General features: G+C 37.9%; 21 protein-coding genes. 17 read left to right on the plus strand and 4 right to left on the minus strand.

All coding sequences use genetic code 11. The features are described from left to right. Positions 1–126 precede the first annotated feature (126 nt). Positions 127–1,419: an aminopeptidase P family protein gene (locus ACJG85_RS02240; RefSeq protein WP_412476815.1), complete on the minus strand. Its 1,293-nt coding sequence runs from the start codon at positions 1,417–1,419 to the stop codon at positions 127–129. Between the two features lie 105 nt (positions 1,420–1,524). After that, positions 1,525–2,148, minus strand: coding sequence for a Crp/Fnr family transcriptional regulator (locus ACJG85_RS02245; protein ID WP_412464737.1), 624 nt, complete (start codon positions 2,146–2,148; stop codon positions 1,525–1,527). Between the two features lie 106 nt (positions 2,149–2,254). Here ACJG85_RS02245 and ACJG85_RS02250 point away from each other — a divergent pair, with 106 nt between their 5' ends. The 11 genes from ACJG85_RS02250 to ACJG85_RS02300 all read left to right on the plus strand — a co-directional run bounded on the left by ACJG85_RS02250 (position 2,255) and on the right by ACJG85_RS02300 (position 16,652). After that, on the plus strand, positions 2,255–2,851 hold the full coding sequence (locus ACJG85_RS02250; protein ID WP_409674699.1) for a hypothetical protein: 597 nt from the start codon (positions 2,255–2,257) through the stop codon (positions 2,849–2,851). Continuing rightward, a complete protein-coding gene (locus ACJG85_RS02255; RefSeq protein WP_409674702.1) occupies positions 2,851–4,041 on the plus strand; it encodes a hypothetical protein in 1,191 nt (396 codons plus the stop codon). Before ACJG85_RS02250 ends, ACJG85_RS02255 begins: the two co-directional genes overlap by 1 nt. A gap of 7 nt (positions 4,042–4,048) precedes the next feature. After that, positions 4,049–4,897, plus strand: a complete 849-nt coding sequence (locus ACJG85_RS02260; protein ID WP_412476816.1) for a ChaN family lipoprotein — start codon at positions 4,049–4,051, stop codon at positions 4,895–4,897. Positions 4,898–5,011: 114 nt separating this feature from the next. After that, positions 5,012–5,884 (plus strand): hypothetical protein, encoded by an 873-nt coding sequence (locus tag ACJG85_RS02265; RefSeq protein ID WP_412464738.1) that lies wholly within the window; start codon positions 5,012–5,014, stop codon positions 5,882–5,884. A 162-nt stretch (positions 5,885–6,046) separates the two neighbouring features. Then, complete coding sequence (locus ACJG85_RS02270; RefSeq protein WP_409674711.1) at positions 6,047–6,886, plus strand: succinate dehydrogenase cytochrome b subunit; 840 nt, start codon at positions 6,047–6,049, stop codon at positions 6,884–6,886. An 18-nt stretch (positions 6,887–6,904) separates the two neighbouring features. Beyond that, entirely contained in the window at positions 6,905–8,914 is a 2,010-nt protein-coding gene (locus ACJG85_RS02275; protein ID WP_412464740.1) for a fumarate reductase/succinate dehydrogenase flavoprotein subunit, read from the plus strand. A 7-nt stretch (positions 8,915–8,921) separates the two neighbouring features. Continuing rightward, a complete protein-coding gene (locus tag ACJG85_RS02280) occupies positions 8,922–9,683 on the plus strand; it encodes a succinate dehydrogenase/fumarate reductase iron-sulfur subunit (RefSeq protein WP_290876353.1) in 762 nt (253 codons plus the stop codon). Positions 9,684–9,874: 191 nt separating this feature from the next. Beyond that, positions 9,875–11,920, plus strand: coding sequence for a tail fiber domain-containing protein (locus tag ACJG85_RS02285; protein WP_412476817.1), 2,046 nt, complete (start codon positions 9,875–9,877; stop codon positions 11,918–11,920). A 227-nt stretch (positions 11,921–12,147) separates the two neighbouring features. Next, positions 12,148–12,984 carry an endonuclease/exonuclease/phosphatase family protein gene (locus ACJG85_RS02290; protein WP_412465166.1) on the plus strand — a complete coding sequence of 279 codons (837 nt, stop codon included), beginning with the start codon at positions 12,148–12,150 and terminating at the stop codon, positions 12,982–12,984. Between the two features lie 41 nt (positions 12,985–13,025). Then, complete coding sequence (locus tag ACJG85_RS02295; RefSeq protein ID WP_412476818.1) at positions 13,026–15,857, plus strand: GH92 family glycosyl hydrolase; 2,832 nt, start codon at positions 13,026–13,028, stop codon at positions 15,855–15,857. Positions 15,858–15,884: 27 nt separating this feature from the next. Then, positions 15,885–16,652, plus strand: a complete 768-nt coding sequence (locus tag ACJG85_RS02300) for a nitrilase family protein (protein ID WP_412476819.1) — start codon at positions 15,885–15,887, stop codon at positions 16,650–16,652. 3 nt (positions 16,653–16,655) lie between these two features. Here ACJG85_RS02300 and ACJG85_RS02305 read toward each other — a convergent pair whose 3' ends face one another. Both ACJG85_RS02305 and ACJG85_RS02310 read right to left on the minus strand, forming a co-directional pair. Beyond that, entirely contained in the window at positions 16,656–18,257 is a 1,602-nt protein-coding gene (locus ACJG85_RS02305; RefSeq protein WP_412476820.1) for an Ig-like domain-containing protein, read from the minus strand. Between the two features lie 73 nt (positions 18,258–18,330). Then, entirely contained in the window at positions 18,331–18,885 is a 555-nt protein-coding gene (locus tag ACJG85_RS02310) for a ComF family protein (RefSeq protein ID WP_412476821.1), read from the minus strand. Between the two features lie 226 nt (positions 18,886–19,111). Here ACJG85_RS02310 and ACJG85_RS02315 point away from each other — a divergent pair, with 226 nt between their 5' ends. The 6 genes from ACJG85_RS02315 (at position 19,112) to ACJG85_RS02340 (ending at position 25,827) form a co-directional block, all read left to right on the plus strand. Next, positions 19,112–20,653, plus strand: coding sequence for a glycine--tRNA ligase (locus tag ACJG85_RS02315; RefSeq protein WP_412476822.1), 1,542 nt, complete (start codon positions 19,112–19,114; stop codon positions 20,651–20,653). Between the two features lie 312 nt (positions 20,654–20,965). After that, a complete protein-coding gene (locus tag ACJG85_RS02320; RefSeq protein ID WP_412476823.1) occupies positions 20,966–21,853 on the plus strand; it encodes a LytR/AlgR family response regulator transcription factor in 888 nt (295 codons plus the stop codon). Positions 21,854–21,888: 35 nt separating this feature from the next. Continuing rightward, on the plus strand, positions 21,889–22,545 hold the full coding sequence (locus tag ACJG85_RS02325) for a response regulator (RefSeq protein ID WP_412476824.1): 657 nt from the start codon (positions 21,889–21,891) through the stop codon (positions 22,543–22,545). Positions 22,546–22,817: 272 nt separating this feature from the next. Next, positions 22,818–23,171 (plus strand): hypothetical protein, encoded by a 354-nt coding sequence (locus ACJG85_RS02330; RefSeq protein ID WP_412464745.1) that lies wholly within the window; start codon positions 22,818–22,820, stop codon positions 23,169–23,171. Positions 23,172–23,212: 41 nt separating this feature from the next. Beyond that, on the plus strand, positions 23,213–25,240 hold the full coding sequence (locus ACJG85_RS02335) for an ATP-binding protein (RefSeq protein ID WP_412476825.1): 2,028 nt from the start codon (positions 23,213–23,215) through the stop codon (positions 25,238–25,240). Between the two features lie 329 nt (positions 25,241–25,569). Further along, entirely contained in the window at positions 25,570–25,827 is a 258-nt protein-coding gene (locus tag ACJG85_RS02340; protein WP_412476826.1) for a hypothetical protein, read from the plus strand. The last annotated feature ends 93 nt before the right edge of the window (positions 25,828–25,920 follow it).

Raw genomic sequence — 25,920 nt, forward strand, 5'->3', positions numbered from 1 at the left:
ACCATATAAGACATATAAGTATCATATGAGAAAACTTAAATAATCTTTTATGACTAATAGGGAAACAAAAAACGACCCGCAACTGCGAGCCGTCTTTTCACTTATTTCTTTTCCCTTTCCCCTTAATTAGGAATTCATCAAACTCTCGATTTCTTCCACAGTAATCGGAATGTTTCTCATTAAGTTAAAAGGCTCTCCTTTTTCTTGAATCACTACATCGTCTTCAATACGAATGCCGAAACCTTCTGCCGGTATGTAAATGCCAGGTTCTACCGTAAACACCATATTGGTTTGCATCGGTTCGTATAACAAACCATAATCGTGCGTGTCTAAGCCCATATGGTGTGACGTTCCGTGCATAAAATATTTTTTATACGCCGGCCAGTCGGGATTTTCGTTTTGAACGTCGGCTTTGTCAATTAGGCCTAAACCTAACAATTCGGAAGTCATGATTTTCCCAACTTCCACATGGTATTGTTTCCAATAATTGCCCGGAACCAACATTTTAGTGGCTTCGTCTTTTACGCGCAATACGGCATTGTAAACCGCTTTTTGTCGGTCGGTAAATCTCCCCGAAACCGGAATCGTTCTCGTCATATCGCTGGAGTAATTCGCATATTCAGCGCCAACATCCAACAGTAATAAATCGCCGGCCTTGCATTGTTGGTTGTTTTCGATATAATGCAACACATTAGCATTATTCCCTGATGCGATGATAGGCGTGTAAGCAAAACCTTTAGAGCGATTTCTCAAGAATTCATGAGCAAATTCAGCTTCCACTTCGTATTCCATTACATTCGGTTTCACAAAATTCAAAACCCTGCGGAATCCTTTTTCAGTAATGTCACAAGCTTTCTGAATCAAATCCAATTCTTCGCTTTCTTTTACGGAACGCAAACGTTGCAAAATCGGATTCGATTTCTCTACTTTGTGCGCCGGATAATTTTCTTTCCACCATTTCACAAAACGTGCTTCTCGGGTTTCCGTTTCAATAACAGCGCGGTAATGTTCATTGGTATTGATGTACATTGTTTCGGCATAGGCCATCACTTCTTTCAAAGTTTTGTGGAAATCCTGTAGCCAAATCACGGTTTTAATCCCCGAAACCTCGAACGCTCTTTCTTTGGTTAGCTTCTCGCCTTCCCAAACCGCTATGTGTTCGTTGGTTTCGCGCAAAAACAACACTTCTTTCAAGTGCTCGAACGGCGCATCGGGAAAAAGCAATAAAACACTTTCTTCTTGGTCAACGCCCGATAAGTAAAAAATATCGCGGTGTTGTGCAAAAGGCAAAGTACTATCGGCCGAAACCGGATAAATATCGTTAGAATTAAAAACCGCTACACTGTTGGGTTTCATTTGAGCGGTGAATTTGGCTCTGTTTTTTACAAACAAGTCGCGGTCTATCTGATGGTATTTCATTTTTAGACAATGTTAGATTATTAGATATTTTAGACTTCCGGAAAGAAGTTTTTCAAAATTACGGATTAGTCAGCAGCGATTAGTAGCCAAATGGCGTTATTTTTATCAACCGATGTTTTTTCGGATGCGGCTCATGTGGCGATTGGAGATACCAAGAAAAGAAGCCAAGTAATGCAACGGAACTTCTTGTAGTAATTTGGGTTCGGTGGCCAATAGTTTTTTATAGCGTTCTTCCGGTGTTAGCGTAAGTAAATCAATGCGATAATCATCAATCAACATGATTTGTCTTTCGATTAAATTGTAGTAAAACTGATGAAATGCTTGGTTATTGATTAATAAATCTTTGAAGTTTTCCAAATCGATTACCCAAAGTTGGCAATCTACCAAGGCTTTGATGCTTTTTCGCGACGGAATCTTGTTGAGAAAGCTATTCAGCGATGAAGTAACCGAATCTCGTAAGGCTAAATAAGTAGTTTTCTCTTCGGCTTCGACCAAAATGGCGTGTTGCAAAATCCCGCTTTCCACGTAGCAGAAATAGGGACAAACTTGGTTTTCAGCCACTAAAAGTTGGTTCTTCTTTAAAGTCAACACCTTGAAACGATTAGCGATTTCAGAAAGTTGTGTTTCCAAATGCTTATCGGAATCATTTGTAAAATGATGCAAGTAATCGAGAAAGGCTTTAGATGTAATAGCCATAGTAACAGATGAAGTGTCCACAAAAATATTCATTTTCGGATATCCATTTTTACAATTGGGACATGAAATTGTTAAATACGCTGTAAAAAGCAACATTCTTTTGGGCGATTTTTTATCTTTAACTACTAATTCTATCCAAATGAGAAATGTATTGTTGTTTTTCGGGTGTTTTTTTTCAGTCGTTTGTTTTTCGCAAACCAAATTAATTTCACACAAAAGTCATAGTGGTAGCGATGCCGAATTTCGAATAGCCTTAGAAAAAAATTGGTTTGATGCAGATAACTCTAATCTGGGTGTGGCACCCAATCGCCGTGAACGAAATGCGGTTTTGGATTCCGTAATTTATGTTTCCGACGAACAAGTAATTTTGGTTACCAGTGAGTTTTGTGTTGAAAGCGACCGTGAAGATTATAAAATTTTAAGTTCCAAAAAATGGACCGCCGGGAGAGAAACTGTTTACCGTCACAAACTTTTCAGTAAAAAACATGCTTTAGACAGTATCAAAGACGTTCTAAAAACCCAATATAGTTTTAGAAATGATATTGACAAAGTAGTTTTTGTTGGCTATGACAATCAGGCTAAAAAACCCAATAAAAAGAAAAAGTCATTGGTTCCGGTTTCTGATTTAAACTTTCCTTCAAAACCGATGTTGGTTTTATTATTGACTTTACTTTCCTCAATTATAACTTTCTTTGTTTGGAAAACTTCAAATTTCAAAAGTTTGGCTTCACGCTGATGAAAAAAAGTATCGGGAACATTGTCGCCGTTTTTTTGCTTTTAAGCTTTCTGTTTGTTCCGCTAACCTTTAATGGAAGAGATTGGCAATTCGGTCTTACCCGATTTCTTTTTGAAAAACCTATTGCTTGGTTACAAAACGCTTTCTTTCCCAACGCCTTATCCAATATAGATTTTTCTTCTGATACCATAGCGCTCAATTTACTATTACTGCTATTATTTATACTGGCTGTAATTGTGACCGGCTGTTTGATTTTTTTGCGCATCAAAACGAAGGAAATAATTGAGGTTACCCGGACCATTAGTTGCTATTATATTGTCTTTATCCTTTTAAAATATGGTTTTGACAAAGTATTCAAAGCCCAATTTTATCTTCCTGAACCTAATATTCTTTACACTCCTTTTGGCCAATTAACCAAGGATACGCTGTATTGGAGTACGCTGGGCACTTCGCACTTTTATTCCTTAGCTACAGGTCTGATTGAGGTGAGTGTAGCCGCTTTAATAGTATTGAAACGAACAAGGGTTTTAGGATTAATACTGGCTTTAGGTATTTTTATCCATATTGTTTTTATCAACTTTGGGTTTGACATTTCAGTAAAAACTTTTTCGCTTTTTCTGGTTTTTACAACCTTTTTCGCTGCTTTTCCTTACAGTAGAACATTGGTTGATTTTTTTATTTTTGGAAAACAAAAGACGCTTAACCCTATTCCTGCAATCATTAAAAATAAAAGTCTAAAATCCGGCTTAAAAACCATGCTGATTGGGTTGATGCTGATAGAGATTCTATATCCCTATGCTGCAACTAAAAATTTTAATGATGATCTACAAAAAAGACCCTTTTTACATGGTGCTTATCGGGTTACCAACATTTATACCAAAACTGATGCTTTGCCTGCCAAAAATTTATGGTTGAAAAACATCTTTATCCACCGGAACCATTACCTCATTTTTCAAAATGCTAATGATAGAATGACCGATTATCATTTTGAGATTAACGAATTAAAAAAGCAATTAATCCTTGAAGATTATCAAAAAAATAAAATCATAGTCCAATATGAATTCCATCCTAAAGACAGTATCTTTAAGCTAATTTTGAAGAAAAATGTAGTGGTGTCTAAAATGATGAATTGGCAAGATTTACCTGCCCTTAAGGACAAAACACACTATACTATTGATGAAATAAAATAATCATATTATGAAAAAAATAGTCTTTTTATATTTGGCGTTTTCCACAAGTCTTTTGGCTCAAGACAAAAAAGCTTATCAGTTATTTGACAAAAACGGCAAAAAAACGACTTATGCCAAACTTCTTAAAGCCGCCGAAAAAGCAGAAGTAGTTTTGTTTGGAGAATACCATAACAATTCCGTAGTGCATTGGTTACAATTGGAATTAACCAAAGATTTAGCCGAAAAGAAATCATTGGTATTGGGTGCGGAAATGATAGAAGCCGATAATCAAAAGCAGTTAGACCAATACCTGAAAGGCGAAATCAACCAAAAGCAATTAGACACTACAGCACGTCTTTGGCCCAATTACAAAACGGATTACAAACCTTTGGTAGATTTTGCCAAAGAAAAAAAACTGTTTTTTATTGCAACCAATATCCCCAGAAGATATGCGTCGATGGTTTCTAAAAAAGGATTTGAAGCGCTGGAAACACTAACCGCTGAGGAAAAATCTTGGATTGCCCCTTTACCGATGCCTTACGATGAAAACTTGCCGGGTTATGTAAACATGATGAAAATGATGGGCAATCACGCAAGCCCGAATATGCCGAAAGCCCAAGCGAGCAAAGATGCTACTATGGCTTATTTTATTCAGAAAAACCTAAAAGAAAATTCGATTTTCATTCATTACAATGGTACTTACCATTCCGATAACTTTGACGGGATTTGCTGGTATTTAAAAAAATATGCGCCTGAAATTCAAATTTTGACCATTGCCACTATCGAACAAAGTGATTTAGAAAAAATTCCGACGGAAGAATACAATAAAGCCGACTATATTCTCGTTATAGATGAAGATGTAACAAAAACACATTAACATCGTCTTAACATCATCAATCAATAATCATCCGAGATATTTGATATCAATGGGAAAATGTACAGTAAACATTTAAAAATTAATAACAAGCGTATCGGAAAAAATCAAAAAATCATGAAAAAAGGAATTGTTGTTTTACTCATCTTAATCGCCGCGATACCGTTCTTTTCGTGCAGCAGCGATAGTACAGAAGAACCGATGCTGATCATCAAATTCAAATTTGATGAAAACCAAGTTCGTTTGAACAATTTAGGACAACCGTCTACTGTAGCGCCAGGAAATGCTGCTCAATCACCTATTTTCAACGCCATTTCATCCCATTACATTGAATTGGCTCCGAATGCCAACACCCAATTGGGTAGCGGAACTATTATTTATCACGCTCCGGAAACCAATTTAGGCGGCGCTACAGCTATAGATTTCAGCCGTTCTAAAATTGTGGCTGAAGATGAAGTCTTTTTAAAAATTCCTTTGCGGGATGTTGCCGCCGGTAGTTATGAATGGATGAGGGTTTCACTTTCTTATCAGAATTACCAAATTAACATTCGCCATCAAAATGTAGATTACACCGGAACTTTGGCCAGTTTTGTAGGGTTTAACACTTACATTACCGAATTCAATATTGGCAACAATCTCTTTCCGGTAAATGGTAATAGAGCGCAAGGTTACTGGGCTTTTGCCCTGAACAATCAGCCTTACTCGTCTTCCGGACAAGCACCCGCGGGTAGCACTACCGTTCCTAACCCGATAGAAGCCACTTCTCCTATCCCCAGAAATTTAAATACTTGTGTGGTAACCGGAAAGTTTTCCAATAACTTGGTTGTCAACGGGAATGAAACACAAGATGTGATTGTAACCCTATCACTTTCTGTTAACCGCAGTTTTGAATGGCATGAAATTAACGCCGACGGAAAATTTGAGCCTTCCATCGGAGAAAATGTAGTTGACATGGGATTAAGAGGGTTAATTCCCAGCTATGTAAGATAGTTTTGTTTAAGTTTTTGCCTGCAAAAAAGCTCTTTAAACCATTGATAATCAACAACTGTTAAACTCACTTTAAATTCATTATAAATTACAACGAAAAGGTTGTAGTTAATAGCAAATAGCCTTATTTTTGTGTGAATTTTTTAAACAATTATACACAACATTATGGCAAAATCTGCACTTTTAAAGTCATCCATTGTAAAAAAATATTGGATGGCTCTTACAGGTTTATTTTTATGCTTGTTTTTAGCGGGTCACTTAGCAGGAAATCTTCAATTAATTTTTAGCGATGCATCAGCATTTAACAAGTATGCGTTGTTCATGACCACTAATCCGGCAGTAAAAATTCTTTCTTACCTAACTTACATTTCTATTCTTTTCCATGCGGTTGACGGGTTTTTGTTAACCTATCAAAACGCCAAAGCCCGACCAATAGGCTACGCCAAAAACAATCCGGCTAAAAACAGCAGCTTTTCTTCGAGAAACATGGCGGTTTTAGGCACTTTGATTTTGGTGTTTATTGTGACGCATATGGTGAACTTTTGGGCCGTAATGCATTTTGATGAAAAAATGCCTTTACAAACCATAACAGTAGAACAAATGGGGCAAAAAATGGACTATTACATTACCACTGATAACGGTAAATTTTTCCCGGCTGACACTAATCAATTAAAACAAATGGGATTAGAAATCAGAAACAGAACAGAGTTTTACAACAAAGTAGCCAATGTAAAAATGGGTGAAGGTTATAAAGACTTACACAAAATAACGGTTGCTTTTTTCAAAGACCCTAAAACCGGTTTAATAGCTACCATTGCTTATGTAATTGCGATGTTAGTTCTGGCCTTCCACTTACTTCACGGTTTCCAAAGTGCTTTCCAATCGCTTGGTTTGAACAACCCTAAATATACGCCGGTTATTAAAGGCTTCGGAAAAGCATTTGCTATTGTAGTGCCTCTGTTATTTGCAGCTATTCCGGTTTACATTCACTTTTTTCTAAAATAATCAACATCAGTACAAATCATGAAGTTAGATTCTAAAATACCAGAAGGTCCAATAGCAGAAAAATGGACTAACCATAAAAATCACTTAAAATTAGTAGCTCCTAATAACCGTCCGAAAATCGATGTTATTGTAGTAGGAACCGGATTGGCCGGTGCTTCAGCTGCTGCCTCATTAGGAGAAATGGGATACAATGTAAAAGCATTTTGTTTCCAAGATTCTCCAAGAAGAGCGCACTCTATTGCCGCTCAAGGAGGAATCAACGCCGCTAAAAATTACCAAAACGACGGCGACAGTACTTACCGTTTGTTCTACGACACCATCAAAGGAGGAGATTACAGGGCTCGCGAAGCTAACGTTCACCGTTTGGCAGAAGTTTCAGCCAACATCATTGACCAATGTGTAGCACAAGGTGTACCTTTTGCCCGTGAGTACGGCGGAATGTTAGACAACCGTTCTTTCGGAGGAACGCAAGTACAACGTACATTTTATGCGGCCGGGCAAACCGGACAACAATTGTTGTTAGGTGCTTACTCTGCTTTATCTAGACAAATCGGGTTAGGACGCGTACAAATGTTCAACCGTCACGAAATGTTGGACTTGGTAAAAGTTGACGGTAAAGCCAGAGGAATTATCGCCCGTAATTTGGTCACCGGTGAATTAGAAAGACATTCGGCACATGCTGTTATTATTGCTTCAGGAGGTTACGGAAATGTATATTTCCTATCTACTAACGCCATGGGAAGTAACGTAACTGCTGCTTGGAAAGTACACAAAAGAGGCGCTTTATTTGCCAACCCTTGCTTTGTACAGATTCACCCAACTTGTATTCCGGTTCACGGTGTAAACCAATCGAAACTGACTTTGATGTCGGAATCGTTGCGTAACTCAGGTAGAATTTGGGTACCGAAGAAAAAAGAAGATGCCGAAGCCATCCGAGCAGGCAAATTAAAGCCAACCCAATTAAAAGAAGAAGACAGAGATTATTTCTTGGAAAGAAGATATCCTGCCTTTGGTAACTTAGTTCCTCGTGACGTGGCTTCAAGAGCTGCTAAAGAACGTTGTGACGAAGGTTTCGGAATTGAAGCCAACGATACCAACGAAGGGGTTTACCTGGATTTCTCCACCGAAATCCAAAACAAAGGAAGGCAAGCTGCCTATGCCCAAGGAAATCACAATCCTTCAGCTGAAGAAGTAACCAAATTGGGTAAAAAATGGTTAGAAGAAAAATACGGTAACCTTTTTGCGATGTACGAAAAAATTACCGATGAAAATCCATACGAAACCCCAATGAAAATATATCCTGCCGTTCACTACACTATGGGTGGTGTTTGGGTAGATTATAACTTACAATCTACTATTCCCGGTTGTTTCGTGGCCGGTGAAGCCAACTTCTCGGATCACGGTGCAAACCGTTTAGGGGCTTCTGCCTTGATGCAAGGATTGGCCGACGGTTACTTTGTATTGCCATACACCGTTTCTAACTATTTGGCTGATGAAATCAGAACCGGGAAAATTTCCACCGATTCTCCTGAATTCACCGAAGCTGAAGACAGCGTAAGAGCTTCTATCAATAAGTTTTTAGGCAACAACGGAACCAAATCGGTTGACCATTTCCACAAACGATTAGGATTGATTATGTGGAATAAAGTAGGTATGGCTCGTAACGAAAAAGGACTCAAAGAAGCTATCGACGAAATCGCTGCTTTAAAAGATGAATTCTACAAAGACGTTTACGTTCCGGGTAGTGCCGACGAGTTAAACCCTGAATTGGAAAAAGCCCTTCGCGTGGCCGACTTCATGGATTTAGGTCAGTTGATGGCCATGGATGCATTGCAAAGAAAAGAATCTTGTGGTGGTCACTTCCGTGAAGAATACCAAGATTCAGAGGGAGAAACCCTTCGTGACGACGACAACTTTGCTTTTGTAAGCGCCTGGGAATATATGGGTTACGACATCAGTAAAGAAGCGCTTCACAAGGAAGAATTGAAATACGAGTTTATTAAAATAGCCGCTAGAAACTACAAATAATTACATTATGTCTGCAGCAAAAAACATCAATATAACCCTTAAAATTTGGCGTCAAAAAAACGCTAAAGCCAAAGGTCAAATAGAAACTTATAAATTAGATAACGTTTCTACTGCAAGTTCTTTTTTGGAAATGTTAGACCAATTGAACGAGCAATTAATCAATGAGAAAAAAGAACCGGTAGCTTTCGACCACGATTGTCGTGAAGGCATTTGCGGGATGTGTTCTTTATACATCAATGGGCGTGCTCACGGACCGGATACCGGAACTACAACTTGTCAGTTACACATGCGTAAATTCAATGACGGCGATACCATTTACATCGAGCCTTGGAGAAGTAAAGCTTTCCCGGTAGTAAAAGATTTGGTGGTAGACCGAAGTGCCTTCGACAGAATCCAACAAGCCGGAGGTTTCGTATCCGTAAACACTTCTGGTAGAACGATTGATGCTAACGCTATTCCGGTACCTAAACACGACGCAGACCGCGCTTTCGAAGCCGCAGCTTGTATTGGTTGTGGTGCTTGTGTAGCCACTTGTAAAAATGGTTCTGCTATGTTATTCGTAGGTGCCAAAGTATCACAATACGCTTTGTTACCGCAAGGAAAAGTAGAAGCTACACAAAGAGTCTTAAACATGGTACGCCAAATGGACGAAGAAGGATTCGGAAACTGTACCAACACCGGTGCCTGCGAAGTAGAATGTCCGAAAGGCATTTCCTTGGAAAACATCGCTCGCATGAACCGCGAATATTTAAAAGCAAGTTTAAAATAATTCTTTAAATGCAATTGTTATAAAAAAGCATCCTTGTAAGGATGCTTTTTTTTTAGGGATAAAAACCTATCTACTTACCTCTAAATATTTATACTTCTCTTGAATGTTTGTATTGTTACAAGATTTTTAACATACTTAAAATCAAATTTATATATTTGTTTTGTAACCTAACCCAAACACTAATTTCATTAATGAAAAAATTTGTACTCTTTTTCATTGCTACCCTTTGCTTACCACAAAAATCGCTTTCTCAAGTTGGTGTTAATACTTCTACCCCTAATGCTTCTCTCGACATCGTAGCTTCAAATGCGAATACCCCAACAAATACTGATGGTATTCTCATCCCCCGAATAACAAATTTTCCGGTTAGTAACCCTACAAACCTACAAAACGGGATGCTCATATACCTAACCAATACAGTAGGTGTTTATAGCCCTGGGTTTTATTTTTGGAACAGTATAACATCTCAATGGACATCTTTAGCCAGCAGTCCTAACACTTGGAATATTACCGGGAATAATGCAACAACCAGCGGCACCCATTTTTTAGGAACTACAAATGCTCAAGATTTAGATTTTAGAACAAACAATCAATTAAAACTTAGGTTGACTCAAAAAGGACAGCTGCAGTTTTTAAACTCAGGAAATTCTATTTTTATAGGTACACAAGCCGGAGATAATGATGATTTATCAAACAATCAAAATATCTTCATTGGAAATCAAACCGGCTTAAGCAACACGAGTGGTTTTTCAAATATAGCTGTTGGTTACAATGCTTTTAGAAGTAATATTGCGGGTTTTAACAACACCGTGATTGGATTTCAAAGCTTAAATAGCAATACTAGCGGGAGTTCCAACACCTGTGTAGGATATGAATCCATGAAAAACAATATCTCTGGAGGAAATAATACCGGCATTGGTACTGCTGCCTTATATAGTAATTTATCCGGCAGCAGTAATGTTTGTTTAGGGGTAAACGCTCTTTATTTAAACACCGTTGGCAGCGGTAATATAGCCATAGGAAATAATACTTTAGCAAAAAACACAGATGGATATCAAAACGTTTCTATTGGATCAAACGCCTTAAATTCAAATACCAGCGGATACTTTAATACCGCTGTCGGAGATTCGAGCATGAATAAAAACACCAATGGCTTAAATAACACCGCAGTCGGTGCTTCAGCCTTATTCTATAATACAACCGGAAGTAACAATTCGGCTTTCGGTACCTCAGCGTTAATTGGTAATACTACCGGAAACAACAATACAGGTCTCGGAATATATACATTAAAATCCAATACATCAGGAAATGGTAACACTGCCTCCGGAAGAGATGCATTGACAAATAATACTATAGGCAACAATAACAATTCATTTGGCGCAAATAGTCTCGCATCAAATACAGATGGAAATTTTAATGCTGCATTCGGAACAGCAACCTTGTTAACCAATGTGAACGGCAGCAATAATGCCGGTTTTGGTGCTTCATCGCTTTATTATAATACCTCAGGCTCTTTTAATACTGCTTTAGGAACTACTTCATTACTAAATAACACCATCGGAAACAACAACGCTGCTTTGGGTTTTAATGCTCTAAACAACAACATTTCAGGATCAAATAATACGGCTGTTGGAACAAACGCCAATATTTCATCAAGCAATTTAGCCAATAGTACGGCTATAGGAAGTCAGGCTGTGAGTAATGCATCAAACAAAGTTAGATTGGGAAATACACTTGTAACAGTGGTAGAAGGACAAGTACCATATTCTAATCCATCAGATGCACGCTTCAAATACAACATTAAAGATAACATTCCGGGACTGGAGTTTATATTAAAACTAAAACCGGTTTCTTATCATTTCGATTCCGCAAAATTTGAGAGACACCTGACGCAAAATCTATCGGACAGCTTAAAGACAAACCTTAATTACTCTATACAAAACAATATTACTCGAACGGGTTTCTTAGCACAAGATGTTGAAAAAGCAGCGAAAGAAATTCAATATGACTTTGATGGCTTACACATTCCCGATCCGGATAATCCCACCGATAATTACAGTATTGCCTACAGTCAATTTGTAATGCCCTTGGTAAAAGCAGTTCAGGAACAACAAGTCCAAATTGAAAAACTAAAAAAGGATAATGAAACCCTTCATATCCAACAACAAGCACAAATGGAATTGCTCAAAAAAGTACTCGAAAAAATGGAAAGTCTGGAAAAAAACAAACAAGAGTAAACACAATTGCTCAAAAAAATCCAACAGAAAATTATTACTCAATCATCTTTAAAAAATAACACGCATTCCGATATGTGATGCGTTTTTTATTTTTATGGCGTGTCCTTAAAGGCCGCGCTTTCCGCAGTACGTGGTACTTGCTCCACACGAGCGAAGCTTCTGCCGAAGGAATCGCTCACGCAAACGTTGCTATAAAAGACGTATATTTGAGTCATACAACCATACTCATGAAAACGTATTTCACCTACTTACTGTTGCTGACCTCCCTTTTTAGTTCCGTTTCAGCACAAAAATTAAGTTTAATGACTTATAACATTCGCCTCGACCTGGCTTCCGATGGTGAAAACGCTTGGCCAAAGCGAAAAAATTATTGGGCTTCCCAAGTGGCTTTTTACGAACCGGATATCTTGGGCATACAAGAAGCTTTACCTCATCAAGTGACCGATATACAAACTTTGTTACCCAACTATAACCATATCGGTATTGGTCGTGATGGAGAAGGCAAAGGCGAATCATCCAACATCTTTTACTTGAAAGACCGATTCCAAGTGCTGCAAGAAAATACTTTTTGGCTTTCGGAAACATCCGATAAAATCTCCAAAGGTTGGGATGCCGCACTCAATCGCGTTTGCACTTACGGATTGTTCATAGACCGCAAAACAAAACAAACCTTCTGGGTTTTCAATACCCATTTAGACCACATGGGTGAACTGGCAAGAACGAATTCCATTCTTTTAATTCTGTCAAAAATCAAAGCATTGAATACCAAAAACTATCCGGTATTTTTGATGGGTGATTTCAATACAGAACCTAACGAAGAGCGAATCATCAACTTAAAAAAGGAAATGAACGACAGTCAAGATATTGCCAAAGCCAAACCATTTGGTCCGAGCGGCACTTTTAATGGCTTCCGCCACCAAGAAGCGGTAACCAAACGCATTGATTACATTTTTCTCTCAAAAAACAATCCTTTTAAGGTAGAGAAATACGCCATTTTAAGTGATTCCAAAGACTTGAAATATCCTTCAGATCATTTACCGGTATATATTGAACTCAAAATTTAACAATTGCATTTGCTATCTTTGAAATTACCAACAACAACACTATGACACTTCGATTCTCCAGCTTATTTTTATTGTTTACGCTCTCCGTTTTGGGACAAAATCTACACCAATACGTCAATCCCATGATTGGCACTGGCGGACACGGACATACTTATCCCGGCGCTACTGTGCCTTTCGGAATGGTACAACTATCGCCCGACACCAGAATTGACGGCAGTTGGGACGGCTGTTCAGGCTATCATTACGATGATAAAATCATTTATGGCTTTTCACACACGCACCTCAACGGAACCGGTTGTACCGATTACGGCGATATCATGCTCATGCCTACCATGGGCGAACCTAAGTTGAGTCCGAAAGATTACAGTTCCAATTTCGCTCATGCTAATGAAAAAGCCGGTGCCGGATTTTATGCGGTGAAACTCGATAAACACAATATAGATGTGGCTTTGACGGCATCTACTCGCGTAGGATTTCATCAATATACATTCAATTCGGCGGGAAATGCCAATATCATTTTAGACTTAAACCACCGGGATAAATTATTACAAGGCGAAGTGCGTATTGTTAACGCTAAAACCATAGAAATCCTCCGAAGAAGTGAAGCTTGGGCCAAAGACCAATACGTTTTTGCTCGAATCGAATTCAGCCAACCCATGCAAATCAACAAAATCAGAAGCAACAATGCGGCACAAGCTTCGGTGACCGACAAAGTGTTTTCAGGCACACAATTGGCCTTGAGTTTTTCCAAAAAAGTCAGCAAAGGCGATAAAATTTGGGTGAAAGTCGCTCTATCACCAACGGGTTACGAGGGCGCCAAATTGAATATGAGCGAAATATCGGGCTGGAATTTTACCAAAGTCAAAGAAGACGCCGAAAGACTTTGGGACCAACAATTAGCCAAAATCGAAATTACTGAAACGAATAAAGACAAACTAAGCATATTCTACACCGCTTTATACCACACGATGGTACAACCGAATATCGCCCAAGACATCGACGGAAAATACCGCGGTCGCGACAATAAAATTCATAAAGCCGAAGGCTTCGATTATTACTCAGTCTTCTCGCTTTGGGATACCTTCCGTGGCGCACACCCTTTGTACACTTTAATCGAAAAAAAACGCACCGTTGATTTTATCAATACCTTTTTAAAACAATACGAACAAGGCGGACGGTTACCTGTTTGGGAATTGGCGTCCAATGAAACCGATTGTATGATTGGCTATCACTCCGTTTCCGTAATGGCTGATGCTATGGCCAAAGGCATCAAAGGTTTTGATTACGAATTGGCATTTCAGGCCGCGAAACATTCTGCCATGTTAGACCATTTAGGGTTAGAAGCTTACAAAAGACAAGGTTTTATCTCGATGGACGACGAACACGAAAGCGTTTCCAAAACCTTGGAATATGCTTACGACGATTGGTGTATAGCCCAAATGGCTAAGATATTGAACAAGAAAGCCGACTACGATTACTTTATGAAACGCTCACAAAGCTGGAAGAATGTCTTCGATTGGACGACAGGTTTTATGCGTCCGAAGAAAAACGGCGGTTGGGACAAACCTTTTGACCCACGGGAAATCAACAACAATTTCACCGAAGGCAACTCATGGCAATACTCATTTTTTGTCCCGCAAGACATACAAGGCATGATTGAAGCTTACGGCGGTCCGGAGCCATTTGAAGCCAAACTCGACGAGATGTTCAACAGCGAAAGCAAAACCACCGGTCGAGAGCAAGTGGATGTTACCGGTTTGATCGGCCAATATGCACACGGCAATGAGCCGAGTCATCATATGGCGTATTTGTACAATTACATCGGGAAACCCGAGAAAACCAAGGAAAAAGTACATTACATCTTAAACGAATTCTATAAAAACACGCCCGATGGTTTGATTGGTAACGAAGACTGCGGTCAAATGAGTGCTTGGTATGTCTTGAGTTCGATGGGAATTTATGCGGTCACTCCGGGTAAAACAGGCTGGAGTACAACCGAACCTTATTTTGAAAGTATTAAAGTCCATTTAAACGAAAATAAAACCGACTACATCAACCGTAATCGAAGTGGCGATTATTTACAAATTTTCGGGCTGGAAGAATTTCAAAAGACACCGCATCAAGAAGCCTGGCAACCCATAATTCCTGTGCCGGTAATTGAAGCCAAAAGCAAATCTTTCAAAGACCAAATGGAAATCAGTATCGCATTCAACAAACTCGATTTTACAGAAAGTCAAACCAATCTGAAAGCTTATTACAGAATCAATAGTAACGGAGCGTTTCAGCTATATGAAAAACCTTTTACCATTAATGAAACGGCAAAAATAGAGGTCTATTTGGCGCCTGATTTTATGGTTGGCAGCGACACTATTTCGGCTACCTACTACAAAAAACCCAACCATTACACTATCGAACTCAAATCGACTTACAATCCGCAATACCATGCCGGAGGTCCTGAAGGTTTGTTGGATGGCATTAACGGCACCACCAACTGGCGCAAAGGCGATTGGCAAGGCTACCAAACGCAGGATTTTGAAGCGGTTGTAGACCTACAAAAAGAACAAGCTGTGACCGAGTTTCACGGTACTTTTCTGCAAGACCAACGTTCTTGGATTTTGATGCCGACTAAAGTGGAATATTATATTTCTTCGGACAATATTAATTTTACTTTAGTAGCGACTATTGACAACGACATTGACCCGAAAACCGATGACAATCAAATTAAAGATTTCAACATTCGTTTGCCAAAATCGTTGAAAGCGCAATATGTAAAAATTAAAGCTTACAATTACGGCAAACTACCCGAATGGCATTTAGGTTATCCCTACAATGGCGACGCTTTTATCTTTATTGACGAAATCACCATCAAATAATATTCTGTGAATCTCTGTAAAACTATCATGAAAATCGCACTAATCCAAACCCATTTAATTTGGGAAAATCCAATAGAAAATCGAAGTCATTTGGCCCAAAAAATAACGGGTTTCATGGAAGAAGTAGATTTGATTGTACTGCCCGAAATGTTTGCTTCCGGATTTACCATGAATCCGAAAGCTGTGGCGGAAACCATGAAAGGAGAAACAGTGGGTTGGCTCCAACATTTGGCCAAAGCCAAAGACTGCGCCATTACCGGAAGTTTGGTAATTGAAGAAAACGGAAAGTACTTCAACCGTTTGGTTTTTGTGTATCCGAACGGCGATTACAAAACCTACGACAAAAGACATTTGTTTACCCTTGCCGGAGAAGACAAAGCCTATAGTGCGGGAAAAGAGAAACTGATTATTGGCTACAAAGGGTTCCGAATTTGCCCGCTTATTTGTTACGATTTGCGTTTCCCTGTTTTTTCTCGAAACGTGGAAGATTACGATTTGTTGTTATACGTAGCCAATTGGCCTAAACCGCGCATCAACGCCTGGAATATTTTACTCAAAGCCCGAGCCGTGGAAAACATGAGTTATGCCATAGGCGTTAACCGAATTGGAACGGACGAAAATAATTTAGAATATATTGGTCATACACAAGCAGTTGATTTTTTGGGAAACTCCCTTTTAGAACCACAAGAAACCGATGGGGTTTTTATTATCGAATTGGAGAAAGAAAAGCTGCTGGAAACCAGAAATAAACTCGCTTTTTTAAATGATCGGGACGAATTCAGGATAATTTCGTAAATCTTACTTCGTATTTCGTAAATCAAACGGCTGTTCCACATCCCAATTGGCACGGACATCAATTTCTTTGGGGAAATAAAGGACTTCTTCGGTTTGGCGTTTCTCCATAAAACTACCGGTATCCCAAACCTTGTTTTTATTGTCGTCGTAAATAATTCGCAGCACATATTTAGCCGGTTCAATGGCGTCGAAATTGATGGTGTTGTTGCCTTCTGAGTATTCGGTATATTTTACTTTACCGTCTTTATCTGTTAATTCGATGATGACCGGGAATCTTTTGACGTTTTCCAATACCACTCTTAAATTCCCATAATCGGATAAGTTTTTAGTAGACGCTTTGTAATTGAGCGTGTCATTAGCTGTGTCAAAAAAATCGACTACAGCACCGGGTAACAACTGTATTTTATAGTTTTCTAAAGGCTCTTTTTTGAAGTCTAAGTACAGCTTTTGGTTGAAATCGTCATATACTGTGGTAAAATCTATCGCCAATGAATCTTTATTTTTGATACTGATTTTAGTTTTGTCGAACTTCACTAAAGGCGTAGTGCTGTTCAAAGTATACCGCTCGCGCAAGGGTAAACCTCCGGTAAATTCGGGATTTATTTGCAACGAATCAACTTTGTTGCTTTTTCCTTTGATGTAAAAATCGGTTTTAAAATTATCTTTTTCCACCATTACTTGTAGCGAATCGGCTTTGACCGGTTTCATCCAAATTTGCAGTGAATCTTTTTTAGGCATTTGAGTAACCAAAGACGGAACGATTTCAGCACCATTTTTAACAACTACCTTAGTCCCTTTGGCTTTGCCTTCGTAGCCCATAACCCAACGCTTGTTTGTCACTTGTGTAGGTTTCACAACTTTAAATGGTATTGTTTCCTTAAACAATTCCACTTCAAAAATAGTATCGTTTGGAATGGAAATGTATTGTTTTTGGAACCCGATTTTATCTGATTTAGGATCGTACTTGTTATTGCCGTTGTCTTTAAGCGCTACCAACAAGTATTTCCCGGCTTTGATGTTTTCCAAAGTCACCACTTCCAAGCTGTCCAAGGTATTGGTCACGTAGCGCGGCGCTTCTTTATAAATGGTAGAATCGTTGAATTTTTCGTTCACTTCATATAACATCACCGAAACAAAATTGTCGGTTTTCAGTTCTAATGCATCTTTGACTTTGACTTTCAATTGCAAAGAATCAATGTAAGCACCGGTTGAAAAAACGTATTTGAATTGGGAATACGGATTAGACTCGTTGTTATCTTCTATGCTTTGACCGAAATTAAAACTGTAAGTGGTATTAGGCTGTAAAGTATCTTTAATATTGATAGTTATTGTTTTGCTGGCAGTGTAAGGCAAAATTTCCAACTGATTTTTCATTGGTGGCGAAACGATTAATTGCTTACTGACGTTTTTCAACTTTACATATTCGTCAAAAACCAGTTTGATTTGCTTGCCGTTAAAATTGGTGGAGAAATTTTTAGGCAAACTCGATTTCAAAACCGGTGCAATCGTGTCTTTATCGCCGCCGGTAATAGAACCGCGCTTGGCACAGCCAATAGCTGAAAAAAGCAACAACAGAGCAAAATATTTAAAGTGCGTTTTAAGCATAAATCGTTTTTTCAAAGCACAAAATAACAATTATATTTAGTGCGAATGAAATCTTTTGCAGGAAACTTAACAATTAACTGTGTGCCATCGCCATACAGGCTATACTGATTTTAGCTTCAGGGATTTTGAGCAGCGCTTTACTGCAAGCTTCCAAGGTTGCGCCGGTAGTCATTACATCATCTATTAATAGGAAATGTTTTCCGGTAAATTCCCCTGAAAATTCGATATCGAATAATGTCTGGCTCAAATCGGAGCGCCCTAAAAGCGACTTTTTAGTTTGGGTTTTGGTGTATAATTTTCGTTGCAATAAAGTTTCGTTGTACGGAATGTTTAAATGATTCGACAAAGCCTGTCCGAAAGTGGTGACCTGATTGTAGCCGCGTTCCCGAAATCGTTTTTTGTGTAACGGAACCGGAATAATGTAATCGACAGTTTGCAGTAGCGGTACTTGTTGCAATTCGGCCGCAAACCATTCGCCAACCATTGTCCCAACTTCTTGGTTGCCTTTGTATTTGAGTTGGTGCATCATTTCCTGTACAATGCCTTTCTTATGAAAATAAAACAGCGCGGCACCAAACTCTAACGGAATACGACCGTAAAATCGTTGAAAGATTTCGTTTTCTGTCATTGCAAGATGATGTGTAAGTGGAATTTCGTGCCGGCATTGCGTACAAATCACGTTTTCATCTTGTAATAACAGGCTGTGACAACCGGCGCACGACTTCGGAAAAAATAAATTGAGTAGGTGATTCCACATAAAAAAGTAATTTTCTTACATAAAATTATACATTTTTTCAATTCTAATTGGTTTTAAACCCTTTTTTTATCAGCGCTTTTTATATTTTTGCAGCATTATGGCAAAACAAGAAGATTTATTTAAGAATGTAGTTTCGCACGCTAAAGAGTACGGATATATTTTTCCGTCGAGCGAAATTTACGATGGTTTGAGCGCAGTGTATGATTACGCGCAAAACGGAGTCGAATTAAAAAAGAACATTAGAGAATATTGGTGGAAAGCCATGGTGCAAATGCATGAAAATATTGTCGGTTTAGACGCCGCCATTTTGATGCATCCTACCACTTGGAAAGCTTCGGGTCATGTGGACGCGTTTAACGATCCGCTCATTGACAACAAGGATTCTAAAAAAAGATACAGAGCCGACGTTTTAATTGAGGATTATGCCGAAAAATTAAACCTGAAAGCCAAAAAGGAAATTGAAAAAGCCCGCGAGCGATTTGGTGATGCTTTTGATGAAGAGCAATACAAAACCACCAATCCGCGTGTGATGGAATACTTGGCCAAAGAGCGTGAAATTCTGGAAAGAATGGGTCGTTCGTTGGGTACCGGAGATTTGGAAGATGTAAAAGCCTTAATCGAAGAATTGGAAATTGCCGATCCGGAAACCGGTTCCAGAAACTGGACTGATGTAAAGCAATTCAACTTAATGTTTGGCACCAAACTCGGAGCTTCAGCCGAAAATGCCATGGATTTATACCTGCGTCCGGAAACCGCACAAGGGATTTTCGTGAATTTCTTAAACGTACAAAAAACCGGTAGAATGAAAATTCCTTTCGGGATTGCCCAAACCGGAAAAGCGTTCCGAAACGAGATTGTAGCCCGTCAGTTTATCTTCCGTATGCGTGAGTTTGAACAAATGGAAATGCAGTTTTTTGTTAAACCGGGCGAAGAAATGAAATGGTACGAGTATTGGAAACAAACCCGTTTAAACTGGCACCTATCCTTAGGATTAGGCAAAGAAAACTACCGTTTCCACGACCATGAAAAATTAGCGCACTACGCCAATGCTGCGGCTGATATTGAGTTTAACTTCCCTTTTGGTTTCAAAGAATTAGAAGGTATTCACTCGAGAACCGATTTCGATTTGAAAGCACACGAACAATATTCGGGCAAAAAACTACAATATTTTGACACCGAAACCAATTCGAATTATGTGCCTTATGTAGTCGAAACATCTGTTGGTTTAGACCGTATGTTCTTAGCTGTTTTTGCTACTGCTTTAAAAGAAGAAACCTTAGAAGACGGTTCAACTCGAACGGTTTTACGTTTACCTGCTGTTTTAGCGCCAACCAAAGCGGCCGTTTTACCTTTGGTGAAAAAAGACGGTCTACCGGAAGTGGCCAAAAAAATCATCGACGATTTGAAATGGGATTTCAATGTAGCCTATGATGAGAAAGATGCCGTTGGACGTCGTTACAGAAGGCAAGATGCTTTAGGAACACCATTCTGTATTACGGTAGATCACCAAACTTTAGAAGACGAAACCGTAACGATTCGTCACCGTGATTCTATGCAACAAGATCGCGTTAAAATTGCCGAATTAAGAACGCTCATCAATAACGAAGTTTCAATGAGAAATTGGTTGATGAAGATGTAGATTTCTTTAAATTCTAAATACAAAATTCCAAATTCCAACCTGAAGCCTCAGGAGAATTTGGAATTTTTGTTTTCGTAAGAATTATACCCGAATAAAATCCACATATTAACAGATTCGGCGATTCTGTCAACAATTTGAAATTCTCCAAAATCGAACCCATAATTTCGTTACAACGAAAATCGGCTCTTTTGGTCGGTTTTATTTTTGTGTTTTGTTTTTAATAAACATATTTAAAGTAACAACAAAGTTTCCCCAAAACTACCTGTTAATTTAGTCAGAAAATGCTGTCCCAAAATCAACGGATAAGCGTTAATGAGCCACACTTACATAATTATTGATGACAATCAAGAAGATGTCGCGAAAACCCAAGCCATAGCGGAGCGTTTTCGCAACTTATCTTTTGTAGCTTCTGCCAATAATTATGATGACGGCGTAAATTTAATTTTGGAACACCAACCGCGTTTGGTTTTCTTAGAAATCGATCCTTCCGACAAGAAAAGCAATTTATCCTTAGCGCTGATTAATGAACTCTATCGCTACTTGAGCTTGGTTCCGAAAATTATTGTTACTACTTCCAAAAAAGAACTGGCTTACGAGGCGTTAAAATACGAAGTGGTTGATTATTTGTTGAAACCCTTAGACATTAACGATTTCAGAAAAGCCATACTCAAGTTTGATCGCGCCATTAAATCGGATTTGCCACATATGGAAGTTAAAAATCCGGCTGCCACTTTTGAAGTGTTAGACGAGACCATAGCTGAAGAACTGCAAACCGACGAACATGAGGTGGAAATCAAAACTGTTCCGACCGCAACAGACAATGTAGTTACTGTTCAGCAGCAGCAACAATCATTAATCATTTGCATCAAATCTTATGGTGATTACCGTTATATCGACTCAGAAGACATTTTGTATTTTGAGGCAGATAACAATTCGACTGACATCCATTTGAACAACGGCGAAATGATTACAGCCTTCAAGACTTTAAAGCATTTTGAAACCGTTTTACCGGAGTCACAATTCCTAAGAATTCACAACAGTTACATCATCAATGTGAATCAGGTTTCCCGAATTCATACCGGAAATACGGTTTGCTACATTAAAAACTCCACTACAAAATTACCTTTCTCAAAATCGTATAAAGACAACGTAGATTTGATTATCAATAGAATCGCCGGCGGAAATTATTTGGAAATATAGCAGAAAAGTATTACGTTTACCGAAATTCTGCTGTTATGGAAGTAAGCGTATTGATGATAGACGACCACAAACTCATCATAGAAGGATACAAATCTATTTTATCTTACAACCCTTATGGTTATGAAGTAAAAACCACACCGGCCTTAAGCTGTGAGAGTGCTTATAAGTTGATAACTACTACTAAGGAAACGTTTGATTTGGTTACCATCGACTACACCATGCCGCCTTATCCGGAAAAAAACATTGACAACGGAAGTGATTTAATACCTATTGTCAAAAAATATTTGCCGGAGACTAAAATCATGATGTTGACCACACACTCTGAATCCCTTTTGTTATTTAATATATTAAAAAATCACAAGCCGGAAGGACTTTTGGTAAAAAGTGATTTTGATGCGAACGATTTTACAGAAGCCTTTCATACCGTAATCCAAGGCGGACAATACCTCAGCAGTACTATAGTCGACTTGCAAAAAGAAATGGAACAAAAATCAAGAGTATTAGACTATTACAACAGGCAAATCATTTTGCTTTTGAACCAAGGCATTAAAACGAAAAACATGCCGGACTACCTGCATTTATCAAAAAGTGCCATCGACAAGAGAAAGGTATTCATCAAAGAATTTTTCGATATTGAAAAAGGAAATGATGAGGATATTTTGCGTGAAGCCCGCAAGCAAGGTTTCATTTAAAAAAACTACCTGATAAAAAATGTACACTTTTAGTGTAATAAAATCTAATTTTCACGTTATACTTTTACAGTGATAAAAATCAAACTCAAAACTTGTTTTGGGAATGACTGCCGGATCCAAAGTGGTATTTGGGAAGGTAAAAATTAACTGAAATTTGTCCTGTTTATTTTAGGTTAGTTATTAAACGGGAGACATGCAAAACAAACCAAAACAGCCCTTTGCTTTTCTGTTTGGACGACTGAAAGCGGGGCTGTTTGCTTTATATGAGGTTTATGAAACAAGCTTGGTTTTACTTTTTATGGTTATGTCCGTTAGCAATATTGGGGCAAAATGCTTCAACTAAGCCTTGTTGCCACCTCAAAATCATCATCGGGGAAGAAGTCACCACCTATTATTTTGACCAAGTAAATGATTTAGAAGAACATTGCGAGAAAATACTAGAAGGCCTAATAATCCCGGAGAACAAGAAGAAGAAGAGAAAAGATAAAATTCCGGAGACCGAAGTAGAGATTTCAATCTCTTACCACAATCAAAGCGCTAGTGATAAAGTACCCGCTGACTCAACATTGTTGAAGGAAACCCTCCAAAAACTGAAAATTCAATTGCAAATTCCTTTTAAAGGATAAGATAAGTACTATTCTTTTTCAATTTTTACTACATTGCCTTCATGAATAAATCTATTGTTTTACTTGCAATCATTTCAATACTCTCCGGTTGTTCCCAAATTGGAAACCAACCAGAAAGCAATCCCACCAACGACTCCGTTCAAAAATACTTGGCCTTAGCAGAAAATGACAGTTTAGACTTTAAAAAGCGTGTGCAGTATAACGACAAGGCTTTGTCTTTTATTGATTTGAAGAGGAATGATAGTGTGGTTAGGGGGAGTTTGGGAAGATTATCAAAAAATTACTTAGAATTTAATCAGAACAGCCCGTTCTTAAACATATCAAGCATATGGCTACAAAAAATTGAACAATCTAATGACTCTATTATTTTAGGAGAATATTATGAATTTAAAGGAAATTATTTTAAAAAGTTAAGAGTCTATGATTCAGCATTCACTTACTATTCAAAATCCGAAAGGGCTTTTTTAAAAATGAAGAATTATGAAAAAATAGGTGTTATACTCACAAAAAAAGGAATTATTCAATTAAATATTGATGACTATTTGGGCGCTGAATTATCTACAAAAAAAGCTTGCCTATATTTTAAAAAAAACAAATCATATAAAAGATTAGTTTACAGCTTAATGTGCTTGGGAAATTCATATCATAACATGCAAGAATACAACAAAGCTATTAAAACATTAAATGAAGCCATATCGCTTATTAAAAGATACAACATTAAAAATCAAAGAAATAATTTTTCTAAAGGTTCTTGTTTAAACAATATAGGTAATGCACTCAGAGAACAAAAAAAATATAAAGAGGCTATAGGTTTTTTTAAATCAGCACTTTATGAAAAAAACATAAGTAAAGAAGACCCAGAATTATATGCTTACCTATTGAACAACATAGGCTATTGTTACTTAAAAACTAATAAAAATTATCATATTCCTATTTTATTTAAAACTTCAAGAAAAATATTTGACCGCCTAAACATTAAAAACGAGAGTGCAGTAAGTGATTTGTATCTTTCAGAATATTATTCCAAAAATAAAGATCTTGTTATCGCCAATCATTACGCAGAATCTGCTTTAAAAAAATCAAAAGAAGCAAATGCTCCTTATTATTATCTCACTGCTCTAACACAAGCCGGCAGCATCAATCCAAAAAAGGCGCCTCTATACATTCAAGAATTCAAACGCGTCAACGACAGCCTTCTTTTTGCCGAAAGGACCGCACGAAATCAATACTACAAAATACAACTTGAAACAGAAGAAATCAACCAAGAAAAGGAAACGGCTTTAAAACAGCGAACATATTTTGTTATAATTGCCGGAGCTGTTTTTCTTATCGCCATCCTCATAGTTATCATAGCCCGCCAACGATTAAAACAAAAAGAACTTCGTTTGCAACATGCCCAGCAAAGCATCAATGAAGAAATTTACCAATTAATGTTGGTTCAAAATGCGAAAGAGGAAGCCGCTCGACAAAAAGAAAAAAAACGAATCGGTTTGGAATTACACGACGGTGTAATGAACAAACTGACCAGTACTCGACTAAATCTCTCCGTACTTTCCATAAAAAAAGATACTGAAACCGTTGAAAAGTGCTTGCCATATATCAACAACATCAAAGAAATTGAAAACGAGATTCGAAACCTAACCCATAATTTGAACCAAAAAACCTCTATTTATGATACCGGTTTTGAAAAACTACTGACAGATTTAATAACAGAACAAAACCAAATTAGTAGTGTGCAATACCAACTCGAAGTAGATCCTATTGTTGATTGGGAAAAGATAACCGAAGTTCAGAAAATGAACTTATACCGAATTTTACAGGAGTCTTGTCGAAACATCAACAAACATGCCTCTGCCACAAAGGCCCTTATTCATTTTGCAATTCAAGGAGAAAAATTACACCTTACCATTTCAGACGATGGTGTTGGAATACAAGCGGACAATACAAAAAAAGGAATAGGTTTAAAAAACATCAAACATCGGGTTAAAGAATTGAATGGTAAATTCAATGTCATTTCAAAAACAAACCAGGGAACTACTTTGAGTGTTTCGTTTCCTTTAAAAAACTAAAACCAGTTTTACTCCTCCTCCGGCTATAACATCTCTTTCCTTCAAAAACCACTTTTGAGGCGCATTGCCTATTGCTTATTAAAACCATCGTAGCGTCTTAAAGCGACCAAATGGGTCATTTTGCTCAAAAACCCAAAAACCATCCACCCGAATTTGACCATCATTCACTCACAAACGAGGTCATTCTACCATAAACACCAATATGTATAGGGCTTCACAGAGACTTCCTTTTTAGTTTTACATCGTGAAAGTGTCACAGCCTCAAAACAAATGCAGTGACATTAACTTTAAAGTAGAAACAAAAACATAACAATAAAAAGTCTCAAATTATGAAAAAATTAGCAACTACTTTTGGCCTATTAGCTTTAATGCTTGTGGTTACATCGTTTACAACTCCTGTTGAAACTGGAGGAAGTGGAACTAAAAAACCAGTCCTTGAGTTTGATAACGAAACTGGAGGAAGCGGAACTAAAAAACCAGTACTAGAATTTGATAATGAAACTGGGGGAAGCGGAACTAAAAAACCAGTACTAGAATTTGATAATGAAACCGGAGGAAGCGGAACTAAAAAACCAGTATTAGAATAAATATCAAATGAACAATTCAAACCACTCTTAGCAGAGTGGTTTTTTTTTAAAATTAATTTTAAGTATTTTTGGTAATAATTAAAAATACTTACA

The organism is Flavobacterium mekongense (assembly GCF_047038255.1).
In the GTDB taxonomy this organism is placed as follows: domain Bacteria; phylum Bacteroidota; class Bacteroidia; order Flavobacteriales; family Flavobacteriaceae; genus Flavobacterium; species Flavobacterium mekongense.

Excerpts from the sequence above, each read along its gene's own strand:
- ACJG85_RS02240 (WP_412476815.1), bottom strand. The coding sequence starts at position 1,419 with ATGAAATACCATCAGATAGACCGCGACTTGTTTGTAAAAAACAGAGCC.
- ACJG85_RS02245 (WP_412464737.1), bottom strand. The coding sequence starts at position 2,148 with ATGAATATTTTTGTGGACACTTCATCTGTTACTATGGCTATTACATCT.
- ACJG85_RS02250 (WP_409674699.1), top strand. The coding sequence starts at position 2,255 with ATGAGAAATGTATTGTTGTTTTTCGGGTGTTTTTTTTCAGTCGTTTGT.
- ACJG85_RS02255 (WP_409674702.1), top strand. The coding sequence starts at position 2,851 with ATGAAAAAAAGTATCGGGAACATTGTCGCCGTTTTTTTGCTTTTAAGC.
- ACJG85_RS02260 (WP_412476816.1), top strand. The coding sequence starts at position 4,049 with ATGAAAAAAATAGTCTTTTTATATTTGGCGTTTTCCACAAGTCTTTTG.
- ACJG85_RS02265 (WP_412464738.1), top strand. The coding sequence starts at position 5,012 with ATGAAAAAAGGAATTGTTGTTTTACTCATCTTAATCGCCGCGATACCG.
- ACJG85_RS02270 (WP_409674711.1), top strand. The coding sequence starts at position 6,047 with ATGGCAAAATCTGCACTTTTAAAGTCATCCATTGTAAAAAAATATTGG.
- ACJG85_RS02275 (WP_412464740.1), top strand. The coding sequence starts at position 6,905 with ATGAAGTTAGATTCTAAAATACCAGAAGGTCCAATAGCAGAAAAATGG.
- ACJG85_RS02280 (WP_290876353.1), top strand. The coding sequence starts at position 8,922 with ATGTCTGCAGCAAAAAACATCAATATAACCCTTAAAATTTGGCGTCAA.
- ACJG85_RS02285 (WP_412476817.1), top strand. The coding sequence starts at position 9,875 with ATGAAAAAATTTGTACTCTTTTTCATTGCTACCCTTTGCTTACCACAA.
- ACJG85_RS02290 (WP_412465166.1), top strand. The coding sequence starts at position 12,148 with ATGAAAACGTATTTCACCTACTTACTGTTGCTGACCTCCCTTTTTAGT.
- ACJG85_RS02295 (WP_412476818.1), top strand. The coding sequence starts at position 13,026 with ATGACACTTCGATTCTCCAGCTTATTTTTATTGTTTACGCTCTCCGTT.
- ACJG85_RS02300 (WP_412476819.1), top strand. The coding sequence starts at position 15,885 with ATGAAAATCGCACTAATCCAAACCCATTTAATTTGGGAAAATCCAATA.
- ACJG85_RS02305 (WP_412476820.1), bottom strand. The coding sequence starts at position 18,257 with ATGCTTAAAACGCACTTTAAATATTTTGCTCTGTTGTTGCTTTTTTCA.
- ACJG85_RS02310 (WP_412476821.1), bottom strand. The coding sequence starts at position 18,885 with ATGACAGAAAACGAAATCTTTCAACGATTTTACGGTCGTATTCCGTTA.
- ACJG85_RS02315 (WP_412476822.1), top strand. The coding sequence starts at position 19,112 with ATGGCAAAACAAGAAGATTTATTTAAGAATGTAGTTTCGCACGCTAAA.
- ACJG85_RS02320 (WP_412476823.1), top strand. The coding sequence starts at position 20,966 with ATGAGCCACACTTACATAATTATTGATGACAATCAAGAAGATGTCGCG.
- ACJG85_RS02325 (WP_412476824.1), top strand. The coding sequence starts at position 21,889 with ATGGAAGTAAGCGTATTGATGATAGACGACCACAAACTCATCATAGAA.
- ACJG85_RS02330 (WP_412464745.1), top strand. The coding sequence starts at position 22,818 with ATGAAACAAGCTTGGTTTTACTTTTTATGGTTATGTCCGTTAGCAATA.
- ACJG85_RS02335 (WP_412476825.1), top strand. The coding sequence starts at position 23,213 with ATGAATAAATCTATTGTTTTACTTGCAATCATTTCAATACTCTCCGGT.
- ACJG85_RS02340 (WP_412476826.1), top strand. The coding sequence starts at position 25,570 with ATGAAAAAATTAGCAACTACTTTTGGCCTATTAGCTTTAATGCTTGTG.